The organism is Paenarthrobacter sp. E2MeOHC11, assembly GCF_058744955.1.
Genome location: NZ_CP196673.1, coordinates 2,955,022 through 2,979,904 on the forward strand (window position 1 = coordinate 2,955,022; position 24,883 = coordinate 2,979,904).

Annotated in this window: 25 protein-coding genes and 1 riboswitch; of the genes, 11 read left to right on the forward strand and 14 right to left on the reverse strand. The window is 64.4% G+C overall.

Going from position 1 to position 24,883, the window contains the following annotated elements:
• Window positions 1–20: 20 nt before the first annotated feature.
• Entirely contained in the window at window positions 21–1,058 is a 1,038-nt protein-coding gene (locus tag ACSSVG_RS13855) for an Lrp/AsnC family transcriptional regulator (RefSeq protein WP_231338345.1), read from the forward strand.
• Here ACSSVG_RS13855 and ACSSVG_RS13860 read toward each other — a convergent pair.
• The gene (locus tag ACSSVG_RS13860) at window positions 1,055–1,765 is read right to left on the reverse strand and encodes an SAM-dependent methyltransferase (RefSeq protein WP_492415236.1); all 711 of its coding nucleotides are present in this window, start codon (window positions 1,763–1,765) and stop codon (window positions 1,055–1,057) included. The genes ACSSVG_RS13855 and ACSSVG_RS13860 overlap by 4 nt on opposite strands.
• 45 nt (window positions 1,766–1,810) lie before the next feature.
• Window positions 1,811–2,266 (reverse strand): redox-sensitive transcriptional activator SoxR, encoded by a 456-nt coding sequence (gene soxR / locus ACSSVG_RS13865; protein ID WP_231338343.1) that lies wholly within the window; start codon window positions 2,264–2,266, stop codon window positions 1,811–1,813.
• Window positions 2,267–2,334: 68 nt separating this feature from the next.
• Between soxR and ACSSVG_RS13870 the strand changes: the two genes are divergently transcribed.
• Together ACSSVG_RS13870 and ACSSVG_RS13875 are read left to right on the forward strand one after the other, a co-directional pair.
• The gene (locus ACSSVG_RS13870; RefSeq protein ID WP_492415237.1) at window positions 2,335–3,735 is read left to right on the forward strand and encodes an MFS transporter; all 1,401 of its coding nucleotides are present in this window, start codon (window positions 2,335–2,337) and stop codon (window positions 3,733–3,735) included.
• Between the two features lie 496 nt (window positions 3,736–4,231).
• Entirely contained in the window at window positions 4,232–5,953 is a 1,722-nt protein-coding gene (locus ACSSVG_RS13875; RefSeq protein ID WP_231338341.1) for a DEAD/DEAH box helicase, read from the forward strand.
• 4 nt (window positions 5,954–5,957) lie between these two features.
• Here ACSSVG_RS13875 and ACSSVG_RS13880 read toward each other — a convergent pair whose 3' ends face one another.
• The 5 genes from ACSSVG_RS13880 to ACSSVG_RS13900 form a co-directional block, all read right to left on the reverse strand.
• The gene (locus ACSSVG_RS13880) at window positions 5,958–6,608 is read right to left on the reverse strand and encodes an MBL fold metallo-hydrolase (RefSeq protein ID WP_492415238.1); all 651 of its coding nucleotides are present in this window, start codon (window positions 6,606–6,608) and stop codon (window positions 5,958–5,960) included.
• 9 nt (window positions 6,609–6,617) lie between these two features.
• Complete coding sequence (locus tag ACSSVG_RS13885) at window positions 6,618–7,625, reverse strand: aldo/keto reductase (RefSeq protein ID WP_492415239.1); 1,008 nt, start codon at window positions 7,623–7,625, stop codon at window positions 6,618–6,620.
• Window positions 7,626–7,838: 213 nt separating this feature from the next.
• The gene (locus tag ACSSVG_RS13890; RefSeq protein ID WP_492415240.1) at window positions 7,839–8,213 is read right to left on the reverse strand and encodes a DMT family transporter; all 375 of its coding nucleotides are present in this window, start codon (window positions 8,211–8,213) and stop codon (window positions 7,839–7,841) included.
• A 2-nt stretch (window positions 8,214–8,215) separates the two neighbouring features.
• Complete coding sequence (locus ACSSVG_RS13895) at window positions 8,216–8,530, reverse strand: DMT family transporter (RefSeq protein WP_089596307.1); 315 nt, start codon at window positions 8,528–8,530, stop codon at window positions 8,216–8,218.
• A gap of 9 nt (window positions 8,531–8,539) precedes the next feature.
• Window positions 8,540–8,605: riboswitch (guanidine-III (ykkC-III) riboswitch) on the reverse strand.
• A gap of 57 nt (window positions 8,606–8,662) precedes the next feature.
• The gene (locus tag ACSSVG_RS13900) at window positions 8,663–9,289 is read right to left on the reverse strand and encodes a HutD/Ves family protein (RefSeq protein ID WP_231338338.1); all 627 of its coding nucleotides are present in this window, start codon (window positions 9,287–9,289) and stop codon (window positions 8,663–8,665) included.
• A gap of 97 nt (window positions 9,290–9,386) precedes the next feature.
• On the opposite strand from ACSSVG_RS13900, the gene ACSSVG_RS13905 reads away from it, so the two are divergent.
• The 3 genes from ACSSVG_RS13905 (at window position 9,387) to ACSSVG_RS13915 (ending at window position 11,157) form a co-directional block, all read left to right on the forward strand.
• Complete coding sequence (locus tag ACSSVG_RS13905) at window positions 9,387–9,983, forward strand: phosphoribosylanthranilate isomerase (protein ID WP_492419207.1); 597 nt, start codon at window positions 9,387–9,389, stop codon at window positions 9,981–9,983.
• Window positions 9,984–10,217: 234 nt separating this feature from the next.
• Entirely contained in the window at window positions 10,218–10,667 is a 450-nt protein-coding gene (locus ACSSVG_RS13910; RefSeq protein ID WP_492415241.1) for an SRPBCC family protein, read from the forward strand.
• Between the two features lie 88 nt (window positions 10,668–10,755).
• Window positions 10,756–11,157 carry a YccF domain-containing protein gene (locus ACSSVG_RS13915; protein ID WP_159706203.1) on the forward strand — a complete coding sequence of 134 codons (402 nt, stop codon included), beginning with the start codon at window positions 10,756–10,758 and terminating at the stop codon, window positions 11,155–11,157.
• Here ACSSVG_RS13915 and ACSSVG_RS13920 read toward each other — a convergent pair.
• The 6 genes from ACSSVG_RS13920 to ACSSVG_RS13945 all read right to left on the reverse strand — a co-directional run bounded on the left by ACSSVG_RS13920 (window position 11,154) and on the right by ACSSVG_RS13945 (window position 18,101).
• The gene (locus ACSSVG_RS13920; RefSeq protein WP_492415242.1) at window positions 11,154–12,824 is read right to left on the reverse strand and encodes a sialidase family protein; all 1,671 of its coding nucleotides are present in this window, start codon (window positions 12,822–12,824) and stop codon (window positions 11,154–11,156) included. The genes ACSSVG_RS13915 and ACSSVG_RS13920 overlap by 4 nt on opposite strands.
• A gap of 85 nt (window positions 12,825–12,909) precedes the next feature.
• The gene (locus tag ACSSVG_RS13925) at window positions 12,910–13,779 is read right to left on the reverse strand and encodes a DUF4031 domain-containing protein (RefSeq protein ID WP_253464582.1); all 870 of its coding nucleotides are present in this window, start codon (window positions 13,777–13,779) and stop codon (window positions 12,910–12,912) included.
• A 131-nt stretch (window positions 13,780–13,910) separates the two neighbouring features.
• Window positions 13,911–15,245 (reverse strand): FAD-binding oxidoreductase, encoded by a 1,335-nt coding sequence (locus ACSSVG_RS13930; RefSeq protein ID WP_492415243.1) that lies wholly within the window; start codon window positions 15,243–15,245, stop codon window positions 13,911–13,913.
• A 64-nt stretch (window positions 15,246–15,309) separates the two neighbouring features.
• Complete coding sequence (locus ACSSVG_RS13935; RefSeq protein WP_492415244.1) at window positions 15,310–16,188, reverse strand: hypothetical protein; 879 nt, start codon at window positions 16,186–16,188, stop codon at window positions 15,310–15,312.
• Between the two features lie 90 nt (window positions 16,189–16,278).
• The gene (locus ACSSVG_RS13940; protein WP_492415245.1) at window positions 16,279–16,929 is read right to left on the reverse strand and encodes a response regulator; all 651 of its coding nucleotides are present in this window, start codon (window positions 16,927–16,929) and stop codon (window positions 16,279–16,281) included.
• Window positions 16,926–18,101 (reverse strand): sensor histidine kinase, encoded by a 1,176-nt coding sequence (locus ACSSVG_RS13945; protein WP_492415246.1) that lies wholly within the window; start codon window positions 18,099–18,101, stop codon window positions 16,926–16,928. The genes ACSSVG_RS13940 and ACSSVG_RS13945 overlap by 4 nt, the downstream gene beginning before the upstream one ends.
• Before the next feature lie 209 nt (window positions 18,102–18,310).
• Here ACSSVG_RS13945 and ACSSVG_RS13950 point away from each other — a divergent pair, with 209 nt between their 5' ends.
• The 4 genes from ACSSVG_RS13950 to ACSSVG_RS13965 are packed head-to-tail and all read left to right on the forward strand — an operon-like array spanning window position 18,311 to window position 21,442.
• Window positions 18,311–18,721: a TOBE domain-containing protein gene (locus ACSSVG_RS13950; RefSeq protein WP_231338333.1), complete on the forward strand. Its 411-nt coding sequence runs from the start codon at window positions 18,311–18,313 to the stop codon at window positions 18,719–18,721.
• Window positions 18,718–19,524: a molybdate ABC transporter substrate-binding protein gene (modA, locus tag ACSSVG_RS13955; protein ID WP_492415247.1), complete on the forward strand. Its 807-nt coding sequence runs from the start codon at window positions 18,718–18,720 to the stop codon at window positions 19,522–19,524. Before ACSSVG_RS13950 ends, modA begins: the two co-directional genes overlap by 4 nt.
• Window positions 19,525–19,562: 38 nt before the next feature.
• Complete coding sequence (locus ACSSVG_RS13960) at window positions 19,563–20,375, forward strand: ABC transporter permease (RefSeq protein WP_492415248.1); 813 nt, start codon at window positions 19,563–19,565, stop codon at window positions 20,373–20,375.
• The gene (locus ACSSVG_RS13965) at window positions 20,372–21,442 is read left to right on the forward strand and encodes a sulfate/molybdate ABC transporter ATP-binding protein (RefSeq protein WP_492415249.1); all 1,071 of its coding nucleotides are present in this window, start codon (window positions 20,372–20,374) and stop codon (window positions 21,440–21,442) included. Before ACSSVG_RS13960 ends, ACSSVG_RS13965 begins: the two co-directional genes overlap by 4 nt.
• A gap of 6 nt (window positions 21,443–21,448) precedes the next feature.
• On the opposite strand, the gene ACSSVG_RS13970 is transcribed toward ACSSVG_RS13965, so the two are convergent.
• Window positions 21,449–22,066: an MSMEG_1061 family FMN-dependent PPOX-type flavoprotein gene (locus ACSSVG_RS13970; protein WP_231338329.1), complete on the reverse strand. Its 618-nt coding sequence runs from the start codon at window positions 22,064–22,066 to the stop codon at window positions 21,449–21,451.
• A gap of 150 nt (window positions 22,067–22,216) precedes the next feature.
• Here ACSSVG_RS13970 and clpB point away from each other — a divergent pair, with 150 nt between their 5' ends.
• Window positions 22,217–24,874 (forward strand): ATP-dependent chaperone ClpB, encoded by a 2,658-nt coding sequence (clpB, locus tag ACSSVG_RS13975; protein WP_253464575.1) that lies wholly within the window; start codon window positions 22,217–22,219, stop codon window positions 24,872–24,874.
• Window positions 24,875–24,883: the final 9 nt, after the last annotated feature.

Consider the following 24,883-nt stretch of genomic DNA (forward strand, 5'->3'; position numbering starts at 1 on the left):
CACTCTGAGAGAATCGGCTCATGGAGCTCAGCGAAGAAGATCTGCGGCTGATCAACGCCCTGCAGATTTCACCCCGGATCAGCTGGTCCGACGCCGGCGAAGTCCTCGGCGTCCACGCCACCACCCTGGCGTCCCGATGGGAGCGCTTGCGGGCGGCCGGAGCGGCGTGGACAACGGCCCACCTCATGGGGGATCCGAAGGACATGTGCCTGGCCATGGTGGATATCGACTGCGAAATGCACCTCAGGCCGGACGTCACGGCCGCGGTTGCCCAACTTCCCGAGGTCATCACCGTGGAGGAAGCCGCCAGCAACCGAGACCTCACCCTGACGGTCATCACCCAGGACCTTGAACAGTTCAGCACGCATTTGTTGCCGAGACTCAAGGAAATCCGGGGTCTCATCAAGTACCACACGGCACTCTGCACGCGGATCCACACCAGCGGCTACGCCTGGCGGCTCAACCTCCTGACCAAGACGGAACAACAGGCACTGCGGGCGCTCGCCGGACCCGAGTCGGCCAACCCTTCAGCGCCCGACACCATCGTGGTCCCGCTCCCGGAAAGCCACCTGGCGCTGATCCCGTTCCTGGCGCGTGACGGCCGCGCAACGGCGGCGGAGATCGCCCGCGCGCTGGGACGCAACCCCGCCACGGTTCAGCGCCAACTGGGGCGGGTCCTCAACAGTCGGATGCTGTCCTTCCGCTGCGAAATTGCCCAGCAGTTTTCCGGCTTCCCCATCACAGTCCAATGGTTCGCGAACGTTCCTGCGGGCGAACACGAAGCCGCCGCCACGGAACTGAGAGCTATCCGGAACATACGCTTCTCCGCGTCCACCACGGGCCGCACCAACTTCACCATGATCATGTGGCTGCGCTCGCTGGCCGATGTCATGGAAATGGAGCTCACCATCCAACAGCGCATTCCGGGCATAGTCCTGGTGGAGAGCGTGGTCATGTTGAACACGGCAAAGCGCGTCGGGTGGATGCTGAACCCGGACTCGACCGCCACCGGAACAGTGGTTCCGCCCTACGGGGAGCTGCTGCCCGATGGTATCTAGGCGTGCTTGGTAGCCCTCAGGACGGTGTCCAAGGTGGTGCCGGACTCGCCGTTGGGACCGGTAATCGTACGTTCGCGGTCAGTGAGGATATTGACGAACCACGGCTCGCGATCCAGGCGCAGCTCGCCGGCCAACTGCTCGGGCGTGAAGAACATGCCGGAGTCGTGGTGGTGGCTCCACGACGGCAGCCCGTGGGGATGATGCCCCACCACCAGCAAAGTGCCGCCCGGTGCCACAGCGGCCGCTGCCATTGCCACGGACTCGCGCCATGGCAGCAGGGGCGAGTGCAGGAACTGCGCCGAGACCAGATCGAAGACCGGCTCCGGTTCCCACTCAGTAAGGTCCTGCTGCTGCCAGGTGATCCGGTCCCCGTGGCTGGTCTCCGCTGCGTGTGCGGCCGCCCGTTCAAGCGCGACGGCGGACACATCCAACGCGGTGACCGTCCAGCCCTGCCCTGCGAGCCACAGGGCATCACCGCCCTCACCGCAGCCCAGGTCCAGTGCCCTGCCCGGCTTCAGGCCCTCCGCTTCTGCCACGAGTTGCGGGTTCGGATTCCCGCTCCACACCTTTGACCGCTCCCGATACATTCCGTCCCACATGTCCACGGCATTGTCCGCGTCCTCATGGAGGTTCAGGCCGCCCTGCTGGGCTCCCTCGTGCTGGTGTCCGCGTTGGTGAGTGCCGGCGTCGTGAGTGTGTTCAGTCATAAGCCAAGCGTGCCGTGAGCCGCGTGCGAAAGGCAACGCTTGTTGCTATTCCGGCAAGTTCCACCGCTGGGCTCCGGCCCCTGAAGCGCCCAGCTCGTCCGACGGGTTCTGCAACGTGCACGACTTCAGGCTCAGGCAACCACAGCCGATGCATCCGTCCAGGTCGTTGCGGAGGTGCTGCAAGGCCGCGATCCGCTCGTCGAGTTCCTTACGCCACCGCAGGGACAATTTGGTCCAGTCGCGCTTGGTGGGGGTTCGCCCGTCGGGCAAGGAGTCCAAGGCCTCGCGGATGTCCTTGAGCGGCAAGCCCACGCGCTGCGAGGTCTTGATGAAGGCGACGCGCCGCAGCGTGTCGCGGCGATACCGCCGCTGGTTGCCTGCTGTCCGCTCCGCTTCGATGAGTCCGTTGCGTTCGTAGAAATGGAGGGCCGACGGCGACACTCCACTCCGCTCGGACAGCTCACCGATAGTGAGGGGCCGGTGAGTATCGACTGGCGGCATGGCGTTGCCTCCGTTGGCAGTGGTGGTGGATTGACCTCAACATTAGTTGAGGTTCTAGGCTGACGTCCATGACCTCTGACACCTCAACGGCCGGGATACTGCGCCGCCCATACTTGCTCGCCACCGTGGGGGCTTGCGCGCTCGTATTCCTCAGCGCGTTCGAGTCCCTCGCGGTGACCACCATCATGCCGCTCGTGAGCCGCGACCTGGACGGCGCCAGCCTGTATGCGCTGGCCTTCGCGGGCCCGCTGGCAACGGGTGTGATGGGCATGGTGGCGGCGGGCAACTGGTCCGATCGTCGTGGTCCGGCGGCGCCCCTGTACTCCTCCGTGGCGTTGTTTGTGGCGGGACTGCTGATCGCCGGCACGGCAGGCACCATGGAAATGCTGGTGCTCGGACGGTTGGTGCAGGGGCTTGGCGGCGGCGCGATGACCGTGGCCCTCTACGTGTTGGTGGCACGCGTGTACCCGCCGGCGCTTCACCCTAAAATCTTTGCCGCCTTTGCCGCGTCCTGGGTGGTCCCTTCCCTGGTTGGCCCGTTTGCGGCAGGTGTTGTTGCCCAGCTCAGCAGCTGGCATTGGGTGTTTCTGGGTGTTGTTGGGCTGGTTGTTCCGGCATTGCTGATGGTGGTTCCGGCTGTGCGGGGAATGGACTCCGAACCCGCTGTCGAACCCGTCCCCTGGGCCTTCGGTCGCATGGGATGGGCAGCGCTGGCAGCCTTGGCCGTCCTGGGACTGAACCTGTCCGCGGAGGTGCCGGGCGTGGGCGGGGTGATCGCCGTCGTCGCCCTTGTCATTGCGTTGGTGGCTGTCCGCCCGCTGGTGCCGCGCGGAACGTTGACTGCACGTCGCGGCCTTCCCAGCGTGATCCTGGTTCGCGGGCTTGCCTCGGCAGCATTCTTCGGGGCCGAGGTGTACCTGCCGTACCTGCTGACGGAGCGCTACGCGTTCACGCCGACGTTCGCCGGGCTCACACTGACCGGTGCCGCGCTGGCGTGGGCCGGGGCCTCCGCTGTACAAGGGCGGTTGGGCGCCAAGCTGGCCGACGACCTTGCCGTGAAAGTCGGTGCTGCCCTGGTGCTGATTGCCGTGATCTCCACCCTGGTGACCGCAGCGTTCGCCCTGCCCGCGTCCGTGGCCATTGCTGGTTGGATCCTCGCCGGGGCCGGAATGGGACTCATGTACCCAAGGCTGTCTGTGATGACGTTGGCCCTTTCCACCCCGGAAAACCAAGGTTTCAACAGTGCGGCCATGTCCATTTCCGATTCCCTCGGCGGCGCGCTGTCCCTCGCCGCCACGGGACTCGTCTTCGCTGCATTTACGACGACGAACTCGTTCGCGGGGGTCTTCGCGCTGACGGCGGTGATCGCCGTCGTCGGGGTTCTGATTGCGCCGCGCGTCGCCGCCCGGGCTGCCGCATCCGAATCCGACGCCTCGAACGCTGAACCCGAGCTCACGCGCCACTCCTGACCCGTTGTGGGGCCTGCTCTGCGCGCTTCGCGAGCCCGGAGTCGCGCAAAGCGGGCCCCACAACGCGAGGGTGTGAGTTGTGGGGCCTGATCTGCGCGCTTCGCGAGCCCTGAGTCGCGCAAAGCGGGCCCCACAACGCGGGGGTGTGAGTTGTGGGGCCTGCTCTGCGCGCTTCGCGAGCCCTGAGTCGCGCAAAGCGGGCCCCACAAGAAGGCCCTGAGCTGCCCCGATGAGGGTCCATCGTGGAAACACTGCTAAGCTAGGAACACTTGATGTGCGGTGACGCCCTGAAGCAGGTGGCCTGAAAGGCTGCGCGACGGGGCATTTTTCATGTGAGAGGCACATCCTGCGTCGATGAACGCGTTCTATTTGGTCCCGGCCACCGCTGTTGCAGCGAACCGGTAGATCACCTGACTTTTCCTCGGCGAACCCCTGGCCCAACCGGCGTCGGGGGCCGATGTCCGCACTTGGACACCGCCCGAAAGACATGAAGTTTATGACTACTTTTGCTGCCCTTGGCACGCCCAAGCCCATTGCTGAATCCCTCGCCGCAGATGGCATCGAAGAGGCATTCCCCATCCAGGTGAAGACCCTCCCGGACACCCTCGCAGGACGCGACGTCCTGGGCCGTGGCCGCACCGGTTCCGGTAAGACCATTGCTTTCGCCATCCCGCTCGTGGCCCGCTTGGCCGAGCGCGAAGCAAAGCACTTCCGCAAGCCGGGCCGCCCCATGGGCCTGGTCCTTGCACCGACCCGTGAATTGGCAACCCAGATCAACGCCACCATCGAGCCGCTGGCCAAGGCCATGGGCCTGAACACCACGGTCATCTACGGTGGCATCTCCCAGGCACGCCAGGAAAAGGCCCTGCGCGCCGGCGTCGACATCGTCATCGCCTGCCCGGGCCGCCTCGAAGACCTGATCCGCCAGCGCATCCTGACCCTCGAAGCCGTTGAGGTCACCGTGCTGGACGAGGCCGACCATATGGCCGACCTCGGCTTCCTCCCGGTCGTCAAGAAGCTCATGGACATGACCCCCACCCAGGGTCAGCGCCTGCTCTTCTCCGCAACGCTGGACAACGGTGTTGACAAGCTGGTCAACCGTTACCTGTCCAACCCGCTGACGCACTCCGTGGACGATCCCCAGGCCGCTGTCACCACCATGGAGCACCACGTCCTGGTGGTCAACGACCAGACCGTCAAGAAGCAGCTCATCGTCGAACTGGCCTCCGGCGCCGGCCGCCGCGTCCTCTTCATGCGGACCAAGCACCACGCCCGCAAGCTTGCCAAGACCCTGACCGACGCCGGCATCCCCGCCGTCGACCTCCACGGCAACCTGTCGCAGAACGCCCGCGACCGTAACCTTGCCGAGTTCTCCAACGGTGACGTCCGCGTCCTGGTGGCCACCGACGTCGCAGCCCGCGGCGTGCACGTTGACGACGTCGAACTCGTTATCCACGTGGACCCGCCCACAGAGCACAAGGCGTACCTGCACCGCTCAGGCCGTACGGCCCGCGCAGGTTCCGATGGCACCGTGGTCACCCTGACGCTCCCCGAGCAGCAGAGCGACGTCAAGAAGCTCATGAAGGCTGCCGGCGTTGACGTTTCGTTTGAACGCGTGACCGCCAACTCCCCGTTGGTTGCTGACCTGGTGGGCGACATCGCGGACAAGGTTGACCCCCGCACCCGTGCAGCTCTCCTCGCGGCGAAAGCCCCGCAGGGTGGCGGCACGTCCACCGGCGCCAACGCCCAGCGCAAGCGCGCACGCCGTTCCACGCAGGCTGCTCCCACCGCGGGTGGCCGTGGCGGTCGCGGCGGACGCGGCAAGGTTGGGGCTGAGCCGGTTCGTACGGACACCAACCGTGCCGATCGCCGCGCAGCAGCGAACGACGACGTCGCCCGCAGCTCACGTGGTCGCGGCAAGGCAGCTTCCACGCACCGTAACGACGTTCCCGGCTCGCAGGGGCAGAACGGCCGCAGCGGTCGTCCGGCTACCGGCCAGCGCTCAGCTTCGGCTCCGCGCACGGCATCCACCACGAGCACCCGCACCGGTGGAAACAAGGCCGTATGGTCTTCCGCCACGGGCGCTACGTCCGGTGGATCCTACGGTTCGGGTGCCTCCGGCAACTCCGGTCGCGGTGGCTCCGGCGCAGGTCGTCCGGCCCGCAGTGGCCCGCGTCGTGCATCGGCTCCCGCTTCCAACGAGCGTCGCGGCCGCTAACGACTCACCAGCCTCGGGCGCGCCACTCCTCAAGGTGTGGCCGCTCGGCGCCGAGGGTCGTGGGCAATCCATGGCCAGGGTGCACCACGGTCCCGTCCGGATAGGCGTCGAACAGTCGTTCCGACACGTCGTTCAACAGTGAAGTGAAGCGTGCAGGATCTTTCTGTGTGTTGCCGACGCCTCCCGGAAACAGCGAGTCTCCACTGAAAATGTGGGCAGGCCCGTCTGGATCCTGGTACACGAAAGCGATCGAGCCCGGGGTGTGTCCACGCAAGTGGACTGCTGAGATCTCGAAGTCGTCAAAGCGCTCAACGTCGCCATGACTAAGCCGGACGTCCACTGGAACCGGCAACGCATCGGCGTCGTCCGCTCCGGCTGAGGTGGTCGCGCCGGTAACGGCGACCAATTCCGGCAGGGCCCGGACGTGGTCCCAGTGCTGGTGAGTGGTGGCGATCCTGACCAGTTTGGTGGGGGCCGACGAATCGGCAGCACTGTCTTCCAGCATTTGCTGAATAGCCGGGAGGTCGTCTGCTGCGTCGATCAGCAGCTGCCCACCTGTGGACTTTGAGGTCAACAGGTAGACGTTGTTGTTCATCTCGCTGACCGAAATGCTGCGGATAGTGACGTCACGCAATGAGTGAATAAGCGAATCCATCGCTTCAGTCTATGCAGTGGTCGGGTTGGCTTCGCGGCCCTGCGATACCCAGTTGGGGTCGGCCGAGCGTGAACCCACGACGGCGGCTGCGGCTTGGTCGAGCACCTCAAGTTGTGCTGTCCCCAGTTGCAGGGACAGTGCCCCCAGGTTCTCGTCGATCCGGTGCGTTTTGCGCGTGCCGGGGATGGGAACCACGGAAATCCCGAGGCGCTGACCTTGGGTGAACAGCCAAGCCAGGGCTACCTGGGCAGGAGTTGCATCCAGCCCGCTGGCTACCTCGCGAACCGCGGCCACGACGGCCTGGTTTGCATCAAGTGCCTCGTCGCCAAAACGGGGGATCTTATGGCGGAAGTCATTCTCGCCGAGGTCACCCGCGCTGACGGTTCCCGTGAGGAACCCTCGGCCCAGCGGCGAATACGGCACGAACCCAACGCCAAGTTCCTTGGCTGCAGGAACAACGTTGAGCTCAACATCCCTGCTCCAGATTGACCATTCACTCTGGACTGCGGCAATGGGATGGACGGCGTTGGCCTGCCTGAGTTCCTCGGCTGTCACTTCGGACAGTCCGAGGTGCCGGACCTTGCCCTCACGGACCAGCTCCGCCATGGCCTCCACGGTTTCCACTATCGGAACGCGGAGGTCGCGGCGGTGCAGGTAGTAGAGGTCAATCACGTCAGTGTCCAGGCGGCGGAGGCTCGCTTCTGCCGCTTGCCTGACGTAGGGCGCATCCCCGCGGACTCCCGTGTACCCGTCCGCGGGGTTGCCCTCAATTCCGAATTTCGTGGCCACTTGGATTTCGTCACGGCGCTCTTTCAGGAGCTTGCCCACGAGTTCCTCGTTGCTTCCGGCGCCGTATACATCGGCGGTGTCGATGAACGTGATGCCCGCATCCACGGCGTGCCTCAGCGTTTTGAGCCCTTCTTGGGGATCGATGCCGCCGTAGACAGGTGTCAGGGCCATCCCGCCGAAACCGAGGGGGCTTACTTTGAGGCCATCGCCGAGTTGAACTGCAGTCATGAACTTCTCCAATGCGCGTAGGTGTTCCAGAGGGCCCTTTGTTGGCGTGAACTCTGTGGCCGCGGTGGGTATTCCTGCTGGGCCCCCCGACTTGGAGTGAGTGTGCGGTGTTGCCCTGCCCCAATTCGACGGCTTGCTGCGCATTCGATGGTAGGAGACGTCTCATGCGCAGCGGGCCATCGAAATGGACCAGCGCCCGCGGTGGGGTGTTCGCTACTCGGCTTTGGCCACGGTCTTATCGGCAGGCAAGGCCTTCAGACCGGCAGCACAGCCCACGATTCCCGCGATGAAGAGCAGCTTCAGCGGGCTCGCGGACTCCACGCCCGTGATCATGGCCCAGCCAACAGTGAGAGCTGCGCCGATGCCCACCCACACCGCGTAGGCAGTTCCCAAGGGGATTCGTTTGACCGCGATGCCCAGTCCGAGCATGCTCAACACCGCAGTAATCGTGAAGACCACGGTGGGCATGAGCTGCGTGAAGCCATTGGAGAGCCCCAAAGCGGTGGCCCACACGGCTTCGAGCAGTGCCGATGCCAAGAGGATTGCCCAGGAGATGCCGTTGCCGGTGTTCTTTGTCTTAGCAGTCATGGCTATGCCACCACCTTCAGGCCGACCACACACGCGCCGATTCCAGCAAGCAGGAGCAGCCGGGCCGTCGTCGCACGTTCAACCTTGGTGACCATCGCGTATGTAGCGGTCAGTACGACTCCGACGCCAACCCACACTGCATAAGCCGTGCCTGTGGGGATGGACTGCATCGCGATGGCGAGTCCGGCCATGCTGGCAACAACGGACACCAGGAAGACGACTGTGGGGACGGGTTTACGGAAGCCCTTGGACCGGTGGAGCGCTGCGGCCCAGACGGCCTCGAGTGCTCCGGAAAGAATGAGAATTATCCACGACATGACATTTCCTTTGGCCAGTCTTGTCGCATTCCGGGTACTGAACCGTCGTCCGGAGGTTCCAGAGCGGAACCTTCATTTCAGGCTAGCAACTCCCGCGCGGGGTGGCCACCTCTGGTGGTTAACGTCACCACCTCAGGCGTGGGCCTCCACGTGGTCGATCGAGATGACAGCGATGAATCCGCGGCCCGAGATCTCCGGACTCCGGGTATCGGAGCCGACTACGGCGTCATAGCGTGACAGCTCGACAGGTTCGGCCGCGCTGGGTGCCGGGGCGTCGCCGTCGGACTCTTCCTCCACAGCAGCGCCCGGCGCAACTGTGGCTTTGCCCTCGAGCAGGATGGCAAGCTGGCCCTCGAAAACCGGGTGTGCGCGCTTCTTGGAGATCTCCACGATGGAGGTGTAGCCCTTGAACGCGCCTTTGCGCGCAATGACGTTGAGATCCCGGATGTCACCAGTAGGGAGGGTGGCTCCCGATGCGGCCTCGCCCGAGAACCGGAACGGCCGGTACTTCTCCAGGGGGTGCTCGGCTCCGTCCACAGTGAGGAGCAGCAGTTCGCCTTCGATGATGGTGATCACGCGCTCCATGCCCGGGAAGGTGGAGAATTCTCCGGCTTTGGAGACGTCGGCGATGCTGACGCGCCAATCCCATGCCCCGTCCTGGGCCGAAGCGGCTTTCGGATGGCTGGCCAGTTCACGGGTCACCCCGCCCCCATTGCGCCATGGTTCGGGATGGATGTCGGCAAAGCGGATGATCTCCATCCGACCAGCCTAGTGGTGGACACCGGTTCTGCGTTGGCATTGCGGCTTGCTAACGTCATATGTGGAAAACGTTGTGAGTATGGCTGGAGGCACGGGAATGTTCGTCAAAGTGTGCGGATTGAGCACGCCCGAATCCGTGCGGGAAGCCGTCGACGCCGGTGCGGACGCCGTCGGCTTCGTCCTCACCACCAGCCCCCGTGAAGTCAGCCCTGAACAGGTGCGTATCCTGCTGCCTTTGGTGCCGTCGGGTGTTCAGGCGGTGGGTGTCTTCCGGCACGAGGCCGCAGCTGATGCCGTCGCCATCGCCCGTGACGCAGGGCTTGGGTGGGTACAGCTCCATGGTCACCGGACTGCCGAAGACGTCAAAACCGTGCACGACGCCGGGATGCGGCTCGTCCGCGCAGTCACCATGGGAGCCGCCCAGGACGAGTTCGCTGACCTGGGCGAGGAAGTGTTCCTGATCGACGCTGCCGTGCCGGGTTCGGGGGAGTCCTGGGACTACGCGTCCGTGCGGGAGAAGGGCCTCGACGGCAGGGAGTGGCTGCTGGCAGGTGGACTTGAACCCGGCAACGTCGCCTTCGCTGCCGCTGTTGCCGGAGCCTGGGGAGTGGACGTTTCCTCGGGCGTCGAAGCATCGCGCGGAGTGAAGGACCTGGCCAAAATCCGCGCCTTCGTCCACGCCGCCAAAGCCTGATCCTCTCTCACCTTCCGCGGGTTTAAGGCCGTTCCTCTCTCACCTTCCGTTTGCTTTCGGTGGTCGCTCTCTCACCTCCAGCCGTCCTTTCGGTGATTAGGTGAGAGATGGTTGGTGAAAACGGGTGATTAGGTGAGAGAGCATCGGACTTGTCACTGGCACCCCCTAGAATCGCTCCCAACAGCAGGTCCACCGCTGAAACGCATCGAGAACCACGGAAACCAGGAGCCAAGCATGAGCACGGAACACTTCACCCTGACCATGAGCCGCGCGTTCGACGCCCCCCGTGAGAAGGTTTTCGAAGCGTGGATGGAGCCGGACAAGCTCACCCAGTGGTTCGGACCCGTGGAAGTGGACGCTCCCCGCGATAAGATCATCGTCGAGCCCCGGGTTGGCGGTATCTGGCAGGTCGTCATGGTGTGGTCGGACGAGAATGGCGAGCAGTCGGCCCCCATTGAAGCCGTGATCACCGAGTTGGACGCGCCGGCCCTCTTGGTCGCAACAGCCAAAGCTGCTCCGGACGCCGATCACGAATTCGAAGAAATGCGCCTTGAATTCGAAGACCTCAACGGCCGTACACGCATGAACGTCACTCAGGGTCCGTTCGAATCGGAAGAGTGGGTAGACATGACCCGCGATGGCTGGGGCACCTCGTTCGACAAGCTGGACGCGCTCCTGGCCTAGCCCTGCGTACGAACCCGGCGATGAGTCAGGGAAGAATCAGGGCAGACCCCTACGCTTTTTGTCGGGCCCGCAGGGGAGAATGGGGACTATGAAAACGATCCTTAACGTCATCTGGCTTGTCTTCGGTGGGTTTTGGCTGGCCTTGGGTTATTTCGCGGCCGGCATCATTTGCTGTGTGCTCATCGTGACCATCCCGTGGGGCATCGCTTCGTTCCGGATTGGCGCATATTGCCTGTGGCCCTTCGGTCGGATGGTGGTTGAGAAGCCGGGCGGCACAGGTGTCTTCGCGCTTCTCGGCAACGTTATCTGGTTGCTGGTGGCGGGCATCTGGATCGCTATCGGTCACGTGGTCACCGCAGTTGCAATGGCCATCACCATCATTGGCATCCCGCTGGCGATCGCCAACCTGAAGCTGATCCCGGTGTCGCTGATGCCGCTCGGCAAGCAGATTGTCCCTACCAGCCAGCCGTTCGTCAGCACCTACCGCTAAGAAGCAGAAACCGCCCCGGTGCGCAGATCGAGACTGAACGTCCGATCCCTTCGCACCGTCCCGCCGTCGGCCTCTGCAGTGAACGCGAGTTCCAGCGTGCTGTGCCCGTTGTCCGACGCCGTGATGGTGTACGTCGGCGTGAAGTAGAGAACGTGCTCGCCGGGCGGCAGGTCCGCGGGTGGGAAGTCACCGGGGTTGTCATGCGGTCCGAGAAGTACGACGCCGGTAGCCGTCCCGGTGCCGACGTTGCGGACGCGCCCGGTGAAGGCAAGGATGTCCCCGGCCTTGTAGCCGGGGACGATGGGGCCGTAGTTGAGGTCCTGCGCCTCCCGCGTGCCAAGAACCTGGTCCCCGGCGTAGCCTTGGCCGATTTCCTTCCAGGTCTGCACATCCCATTCACCGTCACTGTTGGAGGGGATCACGTGGAAGTCGCCGGCGTTCTGCCACACCGCGGGCCTGCCTGGGGTGACGGAGCGTAGCTCTATGTCAAAGACCAAGCCGGCCGGTTCCGAAGCATCCGGAACAGCCCGGGGTGGAGCGGAAAGCTGCCCCGTGAGCTGCTCGGCAGGGATCGATGCGAACACGATCTCCCGGTACCCCTGCCTTTCATAGAGAACCCCGATGTTCCCATCCGGTAGCCGCGTCACCGTCGAGTACGCCGAACTTCCGCCGCAGAGCAACAGCTTGGCGGGCCAGGTGGCGCCGTTGTCGGGGGAGAGGCTTAGGACGGTGTTGCGACGCAGATGCGGTTCGTGGTTGTTGCTCGCGAGCAGCCAGGATGAAGTCTCCGGCGTGGCAAGGGCAGCAACACTTGGCAGACCGTCGAAGCGCGCCAAGGAACCGTTGTCGCTGGGGTCCGGCAAATCCGGAACAGCCTGCAGGGGACTCCACGTCTGACCGCCGTCCTCGGACTCGGCGGACAATCTGCAGGGCGTGGCCCGTGAATGCAGGAGCAGCCGGCCATCGTCCAAGCACACAACTTTGTTTTCGTTGGGCCCTATCCCGGCGGGACCCGCTCCAATCAGGTCACCCAGGGCCCAGGTATCGCCATGGTCGTCGCTGAATGCAGATGCAGCCATGATGTCGCCGTCCACTAACAGCACAAACTGCTGCACCAACCGTCCCCTGTACGGCCCGGCATGCATCTGGATTCCTTGTCCCGCCGCGGCGAAAAGGCCTGTTGCTCCGCGCACTTTGAGCTGCGAGGTGAGCCGACGGTGCTGCCAGGTGTCGCCGTCGTCGTCGGAGAAGCTGACATCTGCGTGCTGGACGTCATCATCGGGCTCCAAACCGGAGACGGCCTCGAAGAAGCCCGCGTGCGTCCCGGCGGAATGGAACATGAAGATGCGGCCGGTTTCGGCGTCCACCAGCAGGCTCGGGTCCCCGAAGCCGTGGAGTCCCGATCCTGTGCGGACCAGCTGCTGCGACTCCCAGGTGACCCCGTTGTCGTAGCTGCGGCGCAGGAGGAGATCGATGGGATTGGGGAGATCGTCCAAGTTGGGCCGGCCGTCGTAGGCGGCCAACACGGTGCCCCGCGTGCTGACGGCAAGCGCCGGGATGCGGTACTGACGGTAACCGCCGACGCCCCGGAGAGCCAGAACATGCTCAATGTCGGGGACGGCCAAGGGCATTCCAGGGCGGGAAGAGCTCAAGAGGTAGGAGGTCACACCTCTATGCTAGCCCGAAGCCACACGCGCCGATAGCCTTGGCGGGTGACCAACAGAGCCCGGCTGCAAGCCGGTGGCGGACTGCTCACGCCATTTCGCCGGCGAGGTTGCGCCGGGCAGCGTCCAGCCACAGATCCTTGGCGCGTTCGCCGTGGAACAGCGGGTCAAGGCTTTGGAGATGGCGTACGACGGCGGCGCGACCGGTCGCGAAGTCGTCGTCGCTGACGTAGGCGTAGTCTTCCCGGACGGCGGCCAGGTAGCGTGCGTAGGCCTGTTCGTCGCCGCCGAGGACGGAGAGGTCGGCGTCGCAGAGGAGTGCCCCGGCGTGGTCGCCAGGCTCTGGGGAGTGGCTGGACGTGAGCCGGACCAGCCGCGCCACCTCGGCCACATCGGCGGGAGCCAAACCGGCAGCCATGAGACGGTCCTCGGCCAGCAGGGCTGAGTCCTCCTCATCCTTCCCGGCAACACCTTCATAAACGGCATCGTGGAACCACGCCGCCAAGGAGACGGTCCGCGCAGGCAGCGCCGGTTCGGTCAGGACGTCCAGTGCTTCCAGAACTGCCAGGAGATGTGTGCGGCTGTGATACTTCCTGCCGTCCTCGCCCCACCGCTCCAACAGCTCAAGCCCCAGCTCCTCATGGCCGGGGAAGATACTGTTCCAACGCTCCATCAGAGGAACTGTCAAGGCTTTACTCCGCTCCCTCGCAGGAATCCGCAGGCCGCTGGCGATGAGTTTTCGGACCAGCACCCGAGCCTCCACCGGGATTGCACCGGCGAGCACGAGATCGTCATAGCGGCGTTCCGGAACGTCGTAGTGGTCCCCGTCGAAGGCTCGCTCCGGAACCCCCGCGGCGGCTGCGAACGCGTGGAGCTCGTCCAGCGACGTGTCCGAAACCAGGTGCGAAAATACGGTCCCGTGCGCTGGCCACAGGGGCGGATCGACGTAGATGGCCATTGCCAAAGTGTAGTCCCAGGCGATCCTTCCCAGTTGCCGGCCATCGGGGCGTCTACCGCCGTGCTGCGCCCCGGAAATACGGGCTTCACTGCCCGCGCTGTTCACGGCAACTGGGAAGGAGCGTAGGAGAATCAGCGTTCCGCGGGCAGGATGTTCTGGTTGCCGCGGAACACGTTGTCAGGATCGAACTCACGTTTCACCAAGGACAGCCGGCGATAGTTCTGCTCCCCATAGGCCGCCATGATCCGGTCCTGGCCTTCGTCGCCGATGAAGTTCAGCCACACTCCGCCCGTGGTGTGCGGGGCGATGTCCTGCCGGAACTGCTTGACCCATGCTTTGGCGTCCTGGCCGCCCTCCCGCGTCTCGGATAAACCGAAGGGATGGCTGACCCACGCCGCTCCGCGGTGCTGCAAGGGCGTCTCAGCCGCGGCAGGCCCGGAAACAGCCCCGCCCCATCGGGCCACCAGTTGCTGCGAATGGGGACCAGGGAGCCGCTGCGCCGAATCAACCAGGAGATCGAGCGCATCATCGCTGAGCTCGTTGTGGTAGTCGGCGCTCCAGTAGTTGTAGAGGTTCGGAGGGTCATCGATCATGCACTGGAAGTCCGCGTAGCCCATGGGAGAGACCAGGTCCACAGCGGGGCCAAGATCGCGGAACGGCTTCGCGTGCTCTTCACCGGACTCCATATCGCCGGCGTAAAGATAGGCCATGCCGACGGCGAGCTTGCCCACCATGTTTTCCGGGACGAACTCTTCCGGGGGAGCGGTGAGGTACACGAGCGCTGTTCCGACGGCGTCGGGCGCGTCAAGGGCAAGCTGTCGGTAGGCCCGGGACAAATCCGTGGCATCCTCCCCGGGAAACAGCATCAGGCCAGCCATGACGGTGGGCCCAAGATCGTGCAGTTTGAAGGTCAAGGACGTGGCCACTCCGAAGTTCCCGCCGCCGCCATGGAGTGCCCAAAACAGCTCCGGGTTTTCTCCGGCGCTTGCGGTCACACGATCGCCGGAGGCGGTGACCAGGTCCACGGAGAGCAGGTTGTCGCACGCGAAACCGTACGAACGCTCCAGCCATCCCGAGCCGCCGCCCAACGTGAATCCGGAGACCCCTGTGGTGGAAGCACGGCCACCAGTGACCGCCAGGCCGTGCTGTTGGGTGGCGTGGTCGAACTCGCCCCAGGTAAGTCCGGCGCCGGCGGTGGCAGTCTTCGCCACGGGGTCCATACTGATCGATTTCATGGGCCGGACATCCACCACCAGCCCGTCGTCGTTGGTGGACATGCCGGCTACCGAATGCCCGCCAGACCTCACCGCCACGTCCAGATTATGGTTGTGTGCGTAGCGGAGGGCCTCAGCCACCTCGCCGGGATCAGAGCATTTGGCGATGACTGCCGGCCTGCGGTCGATCATCGCATTGAAGAGTTTCCGGGCCTCGTCATAGTTCGGGTTGTCCGGACGAATCCATTCCATGGGACGCTCCTTCGCGCCTAAGACTCTCTCCCTAGAACAGGGTACGGCGGCGGGTCCTTTGGGGCTAGAGCAACGCCTTTGCCCGGGCCGAAGCATCGCTGCGAATCTGGCGCACTGCAGCCACCTCGGGCTCAAGTTCCTTCATCCGCGTGGTCAGGTATTTATCCAGGACGGCGGTGAGCTTGGCATCGAAGTTGGTGTCCGCGCGGCAAGTGGCATCGGTGACGGCGATCTTGAGCTCCTTCTGTCCTCCAGAGTGCAATCCGGCGGTAGCGGCCTCATCCGGGCGGCTGTATGGGAAGGCCGCGATGGACATACAGTTTTTCCAAGCGTCCACCGCAGTTTGGATGTCGGCGTCCGCAGCCGCAGCGTTCGTGGCAACCAATAACGAATTGAACGCCAAACCGGTGGCCCGCATGTAGTCATTGGCATTGCCATAGATGGCTGTAATGGCCTCGGCCGTGCACCCTCCCCACTGCATGCCTGTCCCTTCCGAAGACTGGACCACATTTTGTTCCGAGGGCCCGCCTCCGTTCAATGCTGTCTGGAAGGCAGGATCGGCAAAGAGCCTTCCCAGTTCGGAGCTCGTGGCGGGCTCACCGGGCCCCTGGGGCTTGAAAGAGGCGTAGCCGGACGCGCGGGCAGCATCAACGGTGAGAGTGGTGAAACCGATGTGGTGTTTGAGATCCACTGACTGCTGTCCTGATGGGGCGGGGGTGTAGTCATAACCGGCTTTGGCCATGCACTGCCGTACGGCTTCCGCCACGCCTCTTTGTGCCGTCGCATCCTCGGACGCGAACTGCTCAGCGGCAGCGGTGATGCCGGAGACAGGACGCTCGGCAGGCTTGGTCAGGATGGAGGAAACTCCAGGGGTGGCGGCGGCGGCCAACGTGGCGGCTGCACCGGCGGCAAGAATCAGTGCCCCAATAGTCTTCTTCTTCACTGTTTCTCCTTCGTGACGAATTATCGTCTGTATTTGGCAATGCGGAGGCCAGCCCCGGTAGTCCCGGGGCGTTCTGTAGGGCAGGTTGAGCTAGCCGAGCAGCCTGTTCTGGTAGGCAAATGCCACCAGTTGAATACGGTTCTTGAGCGTGAGCTTGGAAAGAATGCTGCCGATGTGGGTCTTGACGGTGGCGTCACTGAGCACCAGCGACGCAGCGATCTCCCCGTTGGCGAGGCCCTTGGCCGCCAGCATGAACACATCGCGCTCGCGGGCGGACAGCGGCTCCAGGGCGGACGAATTGGCGGACGAAGGGGTGGTGTAGTCGCGGAGCAGCTCATTTGTGACCGACGGTGCCATGACCGCGTGGCCCGAATGGACGGTCCGGATGGCTGCCAGCAGGAATTCCGGTGTTGCATCCTTAGTCAGGAACCCGCCGGCACCGGCTTGAATGGCCCGGACCACTGCCTCATCGTGCTGGATGGTGGTGAGCACAATGACCTTTGTCCCGCCCGGACTGTCCGTGATCCGCCGAGTGGCGGTGATTCCGTCCATCACCGGCATCCGGATATCCATCAGCATCACGTCCGGTCCGACATCTGCCGCGAGGGCAACAGCCTGCTCGCCGTCCGTCGCCTCTCCCACCAGGTCCAGGTCAGGTTGGCTGCGAAGGATCATCTTCAGGCCTGCGCTGAACAAGGGCTGGTCGTCCACCAGCGCTACACGGATCTTTGCCGCACTCATGGCAGGATCGCCTCCACTTCGAAGAGTTGGCCGTTGGTGACCGTTGTCAGGTAGCCGCCTGCCGCCGTTGCGCGTTCACGCATGCCGGGGATGCCGCGGCCGGTTCCCGAAGGCGATACGCCCGTTCCGCCGTCGGCCAGCCTTGAGCGGATCGTCAGCCGCAGGCCGGTGCCATCACGATCCGCCATCACGGTGGCGCCCGCACTGCGGTCTCCGTGCTTGAAGGCATTCGTGAGGCTCTCCTGCACAATCCTGTACACGGTGAGATCCTCCACGGGCGAGAGTCCTTCCAGGCCGCCGGTGTGAAGTTCCACGGGCATGCCGCTGCTGTAGAGCCTTTTCACGAGGGCCGGCAGGTCAGCTGTTCCGGGGGCCGGGCCGTCGAGCTCGGAGCCGAAGCTCTGCACCAGCCGCCGCGTCTCCTGCAGTGCGCTCCTGGCTGACGCCGCGATGATGCCGGCCGCTTCCTCCACTGACTCCGGCTCGGTCCTGTGGACGTAGCGGATCCCCTCGGCCTGTGCCGTGATCACGGCCAGCGAGTGTGCAAGGACATCGTGCAGTTCCCGGGCAATCCTGTTGCGTTCCTGCTCAACGATCAAGGCACCGGCCGTCGATTCGAGGCGCGATTCTGCCTGTTCCTTGGCCTGCCGGTTGACGGAGGCCTGCCGAACCGCGGACGCAGCAGCCCACCCTGCCAGGGTGAGTGCCGAGAAGGAGGCAAAAACCAGGAAGGCGTACAGCGCGATCCGGAAAGTACCCGCTTCGCCGAGTTGCTTGCCGAACACGAAATTGATCCAGCTGGTGTCAGCGAACCAGTTCACAGCAACCATCCCGGCGGCGGCAACAGCGGCGACGGGTAGCGGCCACCGTTGCGGTTCCCTCCAGCCCAGGGTTGCGAAGAAGACAAGAACAGGAAGCATGACGAACTGGGTTGCGCCGGTGACCATCACGCTCGGGAAGATGCCGAATGCTTGGAGTCCCAAGGCTGCGAACGCGAAGATGAACGCCGGAACCGGGATCAGCTCCGCTGCAGCCACCGCTGCCGTCAGCGCCAACAGCACGGCGCTCGCAGCATCGAAGCCGCGTTCGTCAAGGATCATCAGCGCCAGGAGCATGGCCGCGGCAACGATCGGCGCTGCGGCTGGGCGGAGGGCCTGGATTCGAGTGGGCATGACCTCAACACTAGGGCGCCGGACTCCGGCTTCGGTGCCGTTTCGGCCTTGGTTCACCCTGGAGGTGGAGCAAGTTCATCCGAGATGCTGAGGTTGCGTTCACGACGGCGGCCGCGCACTGAGTCGCGCACGGCAAGAATCGTTGGTCATATTTCGTATGCGGAACAAACAAGGCATCAGAACCGCAAACACGGAACTACAATCATTCCATGCCGCAAATACGAATTTCCGAAGCCGCCCGCTTCCTAGGTGTCAGCGACGACACCGTGAGGCGTTGGACGGAAAACGGAACGCTGACCGCCCAGAAGGACCCAGCTGGACGCCTCGCCGTGGACGGATTGGAACTCGCCACGCTTGCCCGCGACCAATCCCACCTCCCTGACGACCCCTCGCGGTCGGGAAGTTCGGCGCGGAACCGTTTCGTCGGCCTGGTCACAGGAATCACCGCGGACAAGGTCATGGCCCAAGTAGAGCTGCAGTGTGGTCCGTTCCGGGTGGTGTCCCTCATGAGCAGCGAAGCCGTCCGGGAACTCGGGCTGGAACTCGGATCAGTCGCCACCGCCGTGGTTAAGGCCACCACCGTCATTATCGAAACTCCGCAGGGAAAGAGCATCATATGAGGACCCTCCACCTGAAGAAGAGCATTGTGGCCGTATCGGTTGCGGTCGGGTTGGCCGGCGCGCTCGCGGCCTGCGGCACCACGGCACCCGCCGTAACACCATCGAGCACCGGCAGCACGTCCCAGTTGAGCGGAACAGTGACCGTCTTTGCGGCAGCCTCCCTCAAGTCAACCTTTACTCAACTGGCCAAGGACTTCGAAGCCAGGAACCCCGGCACCAAGGTAACCCTGAGCTTTGCCGGCTCCTCCGACCTGGTCACGCAGATCAGCCAGGGCGCTCCTGCCGACATCTTCGCTTCCGCCGACACCAAGAACATGACAAAGCTGGCCGACGCCAAACTGCTGGACGGTGCCGCTACGAACTTTGCCACCAACGTCCTGGAGATCGCAGTCCCGCCCAGCAACCCGGCGTCGATCTCTTCCTTCGCAGACCTCGCCAAGCCCGGCGTTAAAGTCGTCACCTGCGCCAGCCAGGTTCCTTGCGGCGCGGCAACAGACACGGTTGCGAAGGCCAGCGGCATCACGCTGACCCCCGTCAGTGAGGAATCTTCGGTGACCGATGTCCTCGGCAAAGTCACCTCGGGCGAGGCCGATGCCGGTCTGGTCTACGTCACGGACATCAAGGGGGCCGGCGACAAGGTCAAGGGTGTGCCCTTCCCGGAGTCGGACAAGGCCGTCAATACGTATCCGATCGCCACGGTAAGCTCCAGCCAGAACAAGGAACTGGCAGCGGCCTTCATCGCCGCGGTCACCAGTGAAGCAGGCAAGAAGGTTCTGGGCGACGCCGGATTTGGCGCACCGTAGCCTGGCTGCGGCACTGAACGCACAGCTGTAAGGGGAACATGAAGAGCGCCACCGGCTATCAAGGCATCCCGCGTTGGATCTACGCCATTGCAGCCGTGGGTGGACTCCTGGTTGTCCTCCCGTTGGCGGCAATGCTCGCCAAGGTGAACTGGCCGCAGTTCATCCCGCTCGTCACGTCCGAATCCTCACTGGCCGCCCTGGGATTGAGCTTGCGAACCTCGGCCGCCAGTACTCTGCTGTGCGTCGTGCTGGGAGTTCCATTGGCGTTGGTGCTGGCCCGGGGCGAGTTCCGGGGCCAGCGGCTCCTGAGGGCGTTCGTCCTCTTGCCGCTGGTGCTGCCACCCGTCGTCGGCGGCATCGCGCTCCTGTACACGTTTGGGCGGCAGGGCCTCCTGGGGAAGTCCCTGGAGGTAGCGGGCATCCAGATTGCGTTTTCCACCACCGCGGTGGTGTTGGCCCAAACGTTCGTGGCCTTGCCCTTCCTGGTGGTCAGCTTGGAGGGTGCCCTGCGATCAGCTGGAAACAAATATGAGGCCGTCGCGGCGACACTCGGGGCCCGACCCACCACGGTCCTGCGCCGTGTCACGCTTCCGCTGGTCCTGCCGGGGCTGGCGTCGGGAGCCGTGTTGTCGTTCGCGCGCAGCCTGGGGGAGTTCGGCGCGACGCTGACGTTTGCCGGAAGCCTTGAAGGCGTGACGCGCACGCTGCCGCTGGAGATTTATCTTCAACGGGAGACCGACGCCGACGCTGCCGTCGCGCTGTCCCTGGTCCTGGTGGCTGTCGCGGTGGCTGTGGTGGGGCTCAGTTATGGTCGCCGGCGCAGCAGCACACCTTCGGAGGTCCCAGCATGAGCTTCGAACTGCAAGCCAGCCTCCGCGCCAGGGACTTCGACATGTCACTCAGCCTTGCCGACGGCGAAACTGTGGCCATCCTCGGTCCCAACGGTGCGGGCAAATCCACTTTGCTGGGTGTGATTTCCGGGCTGTTGCGACCGGATTCCGGTTCGGCACGGATCGCAGGCAAACAGCTGTTCAACCTCGACGCCGGTACTCGCCATTGGAATGCACCCCACCTCCGCGGGACTGCGCTGCTGGCCCAGGAGGCGCTGCTGTTTCCGCACCTGAACGCCCTGGACAACGTGGCGTTCGGTCCGCGAAGTGCCGGGGCTTCCAAAGTGGCGGCACGGGAAACCGCACAGCACTGGCTTGCCGAGGTGGACGCCCTGCCCCTGGCCAACCGAAAGCCCTCGCAACTATCCGGCGGGCAGGCCCAACGTGTGGCAGTGGCCCGCGCTTTGGCCGCCGAGCCCGAGCTCCTCCTTCTCGATGAGCCCATGGCCGCCCTCGATATCCATGCGGCACCGTTGCTTCGCCGCGTGCTCAAACGCGTTTTGAAGCATCGGAAGGCCATCATCGTCACTCACGATGTCCTGGACGCCTACATGCTGGCCGACCGTGTCATCGTGGTGGAAAAGGGCCGGATCGCAGAGGAAGGCCCCACCCGTCAGGTCCTTGAACGGCCCAGGAGCCATTTCGCAGCTGGTTTGGCGGGCCTGAACCTCGTCACCGGCACCATCACCGAGGAGGGAATCACGACGCCGGATGGCCGGGTTTTCGCCGGCCAGCATGATCCGGGCTGGTCACCCCTGCCCGGACAGGCAGGCGTGGCGGCGTTCCCGCCGTCGAGCGTTTCCGTCTTCCTTGGCGAGGTGCACGGAAGCCCCCGCAATTCGTTTGCCGTCACCATCACGGACCTTGAGCCGCATGGGGACCAGATCCGGGTCCGCGCCGCGGGCGGTCCGGCCCAAGCATTGTCCGCCGACATCACCCCCGCGGCGTCCGCCGACCTTGGACTTGTCCCGGGCATGGACGTGCGGTTTGTGGTCAAGTCTGCGCTGGTTGCGGTCTATCCGGCCTGAGCCTGTCTACTCCCGATACATCTTCTCCGCGTAGGACGGTCCGTAATAGGTCTCCAGCTCTTCCAGCGGAGTTTCCGGTTGCGTGTAGGCCTGTGAAAGCACCGCGATGCTCGGCAGGTCGCCGGTCTCCCAGGTCTCGGGTTGCCAGAGTCCGCTGCGCATGAAGGCCTTGCCGCAGTGCGTGAACACTTCCTCCACTGAGACCACGACGGCGGCGCGTGGCCGGTGGCCTTTGACCACCATCAGGTCGAAGAAGTCGGCGTCGCGGACAATTTGCGCGGTCCCGTTGATCCGCAGGGTATCCGTGCGGCCCGGGACCACGGAGAGAATGCCGACGTTCGGGTTCTCCAGGATGTTGTGGAAGCCGAAGGCGAGCTTGTTGCCCGGCCGTTCCGGGATGGCAATAGTGTGCTGGTCCAGGACGAGGATAAATCCAGCGGGGTCGCCTTTGGGTGAGGCGTCAACGCGCCCCTGTGCGTCCGTCGTCGAGATCACGCAGAAGGGGCTGGCGGCCAGCCATTGCCTGTCGAAATCGCTGAGCGCTGTTCGCACCTTCCGGCGCACGCGTTCAAGCGGCAGTCCGATCAGTTCTTCGAGTTCGTCAGCACTTGAAATGGCGTCCATGCCCCCAGCCTAAGCTGCTTGCCAAGCCGGTGGCTCTGGACACCTGTTTCGCCGTGGGCAAACATGGAACACAGTGGGCCAAAAATCAAAGTTGAGCGTAGTAGACTCAACTTTGAAAGTATTGGTTCAACTCCAGAAAGGGAGCACTCTTTGGACGTCAAATTCACCACCAAAAGCCAGGAGGCCCTTTCTGCGGCCGCCATGAACGCCTCAACTGCCGGTAACCCGCAGCTTGAACCGGCACATCTCTTGAAAGCCCTCATGGACCAGCGTGATGGCGTGGCCGTGGCCCTGCTGCGTGCCACCGGTGCGGATCCGGACGCCGTGAGCGTGCAGGCAAGTTCGGCCATCAAAGCGCTGCCTTCTTCCTCGGGGAGTTCTGTCCAGCAGGCGCAGCTCTCGCGCCAGTCCATGCAGGCCATCCAGGCCGCCCAGAACGAAGCCGACAAGCTCGGCGATTCCTTCGTGTCCACCGAACACCTGCTGTTGGGCCTCTCGGCGGGAAGCGACGCCGTTGGCAAGTTAATGCGCGACGCCGGTGCCTCCCATGAAGCGCTGCTCGCCGCCCTGCCGGGTGTCCGGGGCGACCGGAACGTCAACTCTCCGGATCCGGAAAACACCTTCCAGGCCTTGGAGAAGTTCGGTACGGACCTCACTGCAGTGGCCCGATCCGGCAAGCTGGACCCGGTCATTGGCCGTGACAGCGAGATCCGGCGCGTGGTCCAGGTCCTGAGCCGCCGCACCAAGAACAACCCTGTGCTGATTGGCGAGCCCGGCGTCGGCAAGACCGCCGTGGTGGAAGGACTCGCCCAGCGCATGGTCGCCGGCGATGTCCCGGAGAGCCTCCGGGGCAAGACGCTCATTGCGCTGGACCTCGCCTCCATGGTGGCCGGCGCCAAGTACCGCGGCGAGTTCGAAGAACGCCTGAAGGCCGTGCTGGAGGAAATCAAGAACTCCAACGGCCAGATCGTCACGTTCATTGACGAAATCCACACGGTAGTTGGTGCGGGGGCCACGGGGGACAGCGCCATGGATGCCGGCAACATGCTCAAGCCCATGCTGGCACGTGGCGAGCTGCGCCTCATCGGTGCCACCACGCTGGACGAATACCGCGAGAACATCGAGAAGGACCCTGCCTTGGAGCGCCGGTTCCAGCAGGTCTACGTCGGTGAACCCAGCGTCGAGGACACCATCGGTATTCTTCGTGGTCTGAAGGAGCGCTACGAGGCCCACCACAAGGTGGCCATCGCTGACTCCGCCCTTGTGGCTGCGGCGACTCTATCCAACCGCTACATCTCCGGCCGCCAGCTGCCGGACAAGGCCATCGACCTCGTGGACGAGGCAGCGTCCCGGCTCCGCATGGAGATCGACTCCGCGCCGGAAGAGATCGACCAGCTCCGCCGCGCCGTCGACCGTTTGACCATGGAAGAGCTGGCCCTGCAGGGCGAGACCGATCCAGCGTCGGTGGAACGCCTGGCTGCCCTGCGCGCGGATAAAGCCGACAAGAACGAGGAACTCAGTGCCTTGAACGCGCGCTGGGAGGCTGAGAAAGCCGGCCTCAACCGCGTCGGTGACCTCAAGGCCAAGATCGACGAACTGCGTTCGGTTGCGGACAAGGCCCAGCGCGAAGGCGACCTCGAATCGGCGTCGCGGATCCTCTATGGCGAGCTGCCCGCCCTGGAACGGGAACTGAGCGCCGCCGCTGAGGAGGAATCGGCACGGAGTGATTCGAAGCCCGAGCTCATGGTGGCTGAGGACGTGACTGCCGATGACATCGCCGAGGTCATCTCCGCGTGGACGGGTATCCCTGCCGGGCGAATGCTGCAAGGCGAATCCCAGAAACTCCTCCACATGGAGGAAGAGCTGGGCAAGCGCTTGATCGGGCAGTCAAAGGCTGTCCAGGCCGTGTCCGACGCTGTGCGTCGTGCCCGTGCCGGGATCAGCGACCCCAACCGCCCCACAGGTTCGTTCCTGTTCCTGGGTCCCACCGGCGTTGGCAAGACGGAACTGGCTAAGGCCTTGGCCGACTTCCTCTTTGACGACGAACGCGCCATGATCCGGATCGACATGTCCGAGTACAGCGAGAAGCACTCGGTAGCCCGCCTTGTGGGTGCCCCTCCGGGATACGTGGGCTATGAGGAGGGCGGCCAGCTGACTGAGGCTGTTCGCCGCAGGCCGTACTCCGTGGTGTTGCTGGACGAGGTTGAGAAGGCCCACCCGGAGGTCTTCGACATCCTCCTGCAGGTCCTCGACGACGGTCGGCTCACCGACGGCCAGGGCCGGACCGTGGACTTCCGCAACACCATCCTGGTGCTGACCTCAAACTCCGGAAGCCAGTTCCTGGTTGACCCGACAATGGATGCCAGAGCCAAGCGTGAGGCTGTGATGGCTGTGGTGCAGGCATCGTTCAAGCCGGAGTTCCTGAACCGCCTGGACGAGATCGTGCTCTTCGATCCGTTGTCCGTGGAGGAACTCGCGCGAATCGTGGAGCTGCACGTGGCCGAGCTGAGCAACCGGCTCCGGGATCGTCGCCTGAGCCTTGAGGTGACCGAGGGGGCGCGGGCGTGGTTGGCCATGTCCGGATTCGACCCCGCCTACGGCGCCCGGCCGTTGCGCAGGCTGGTTCAGCGTGAGATCGGTGATCGCCTGGCCAAGGAGATCCTTGCGGGCGAGATCAGCGATGGCGACACCGTGCTGGTGGACACCGCAGCTGACCTGGACGAGCTCACCATTGACGGCCTGGAAGCACTGGCAGGTCCCGACGGCGGTATACCGGTGGGTGCCGGGCTCACAGTCCGTAGGAAATAGCGAGGGTTG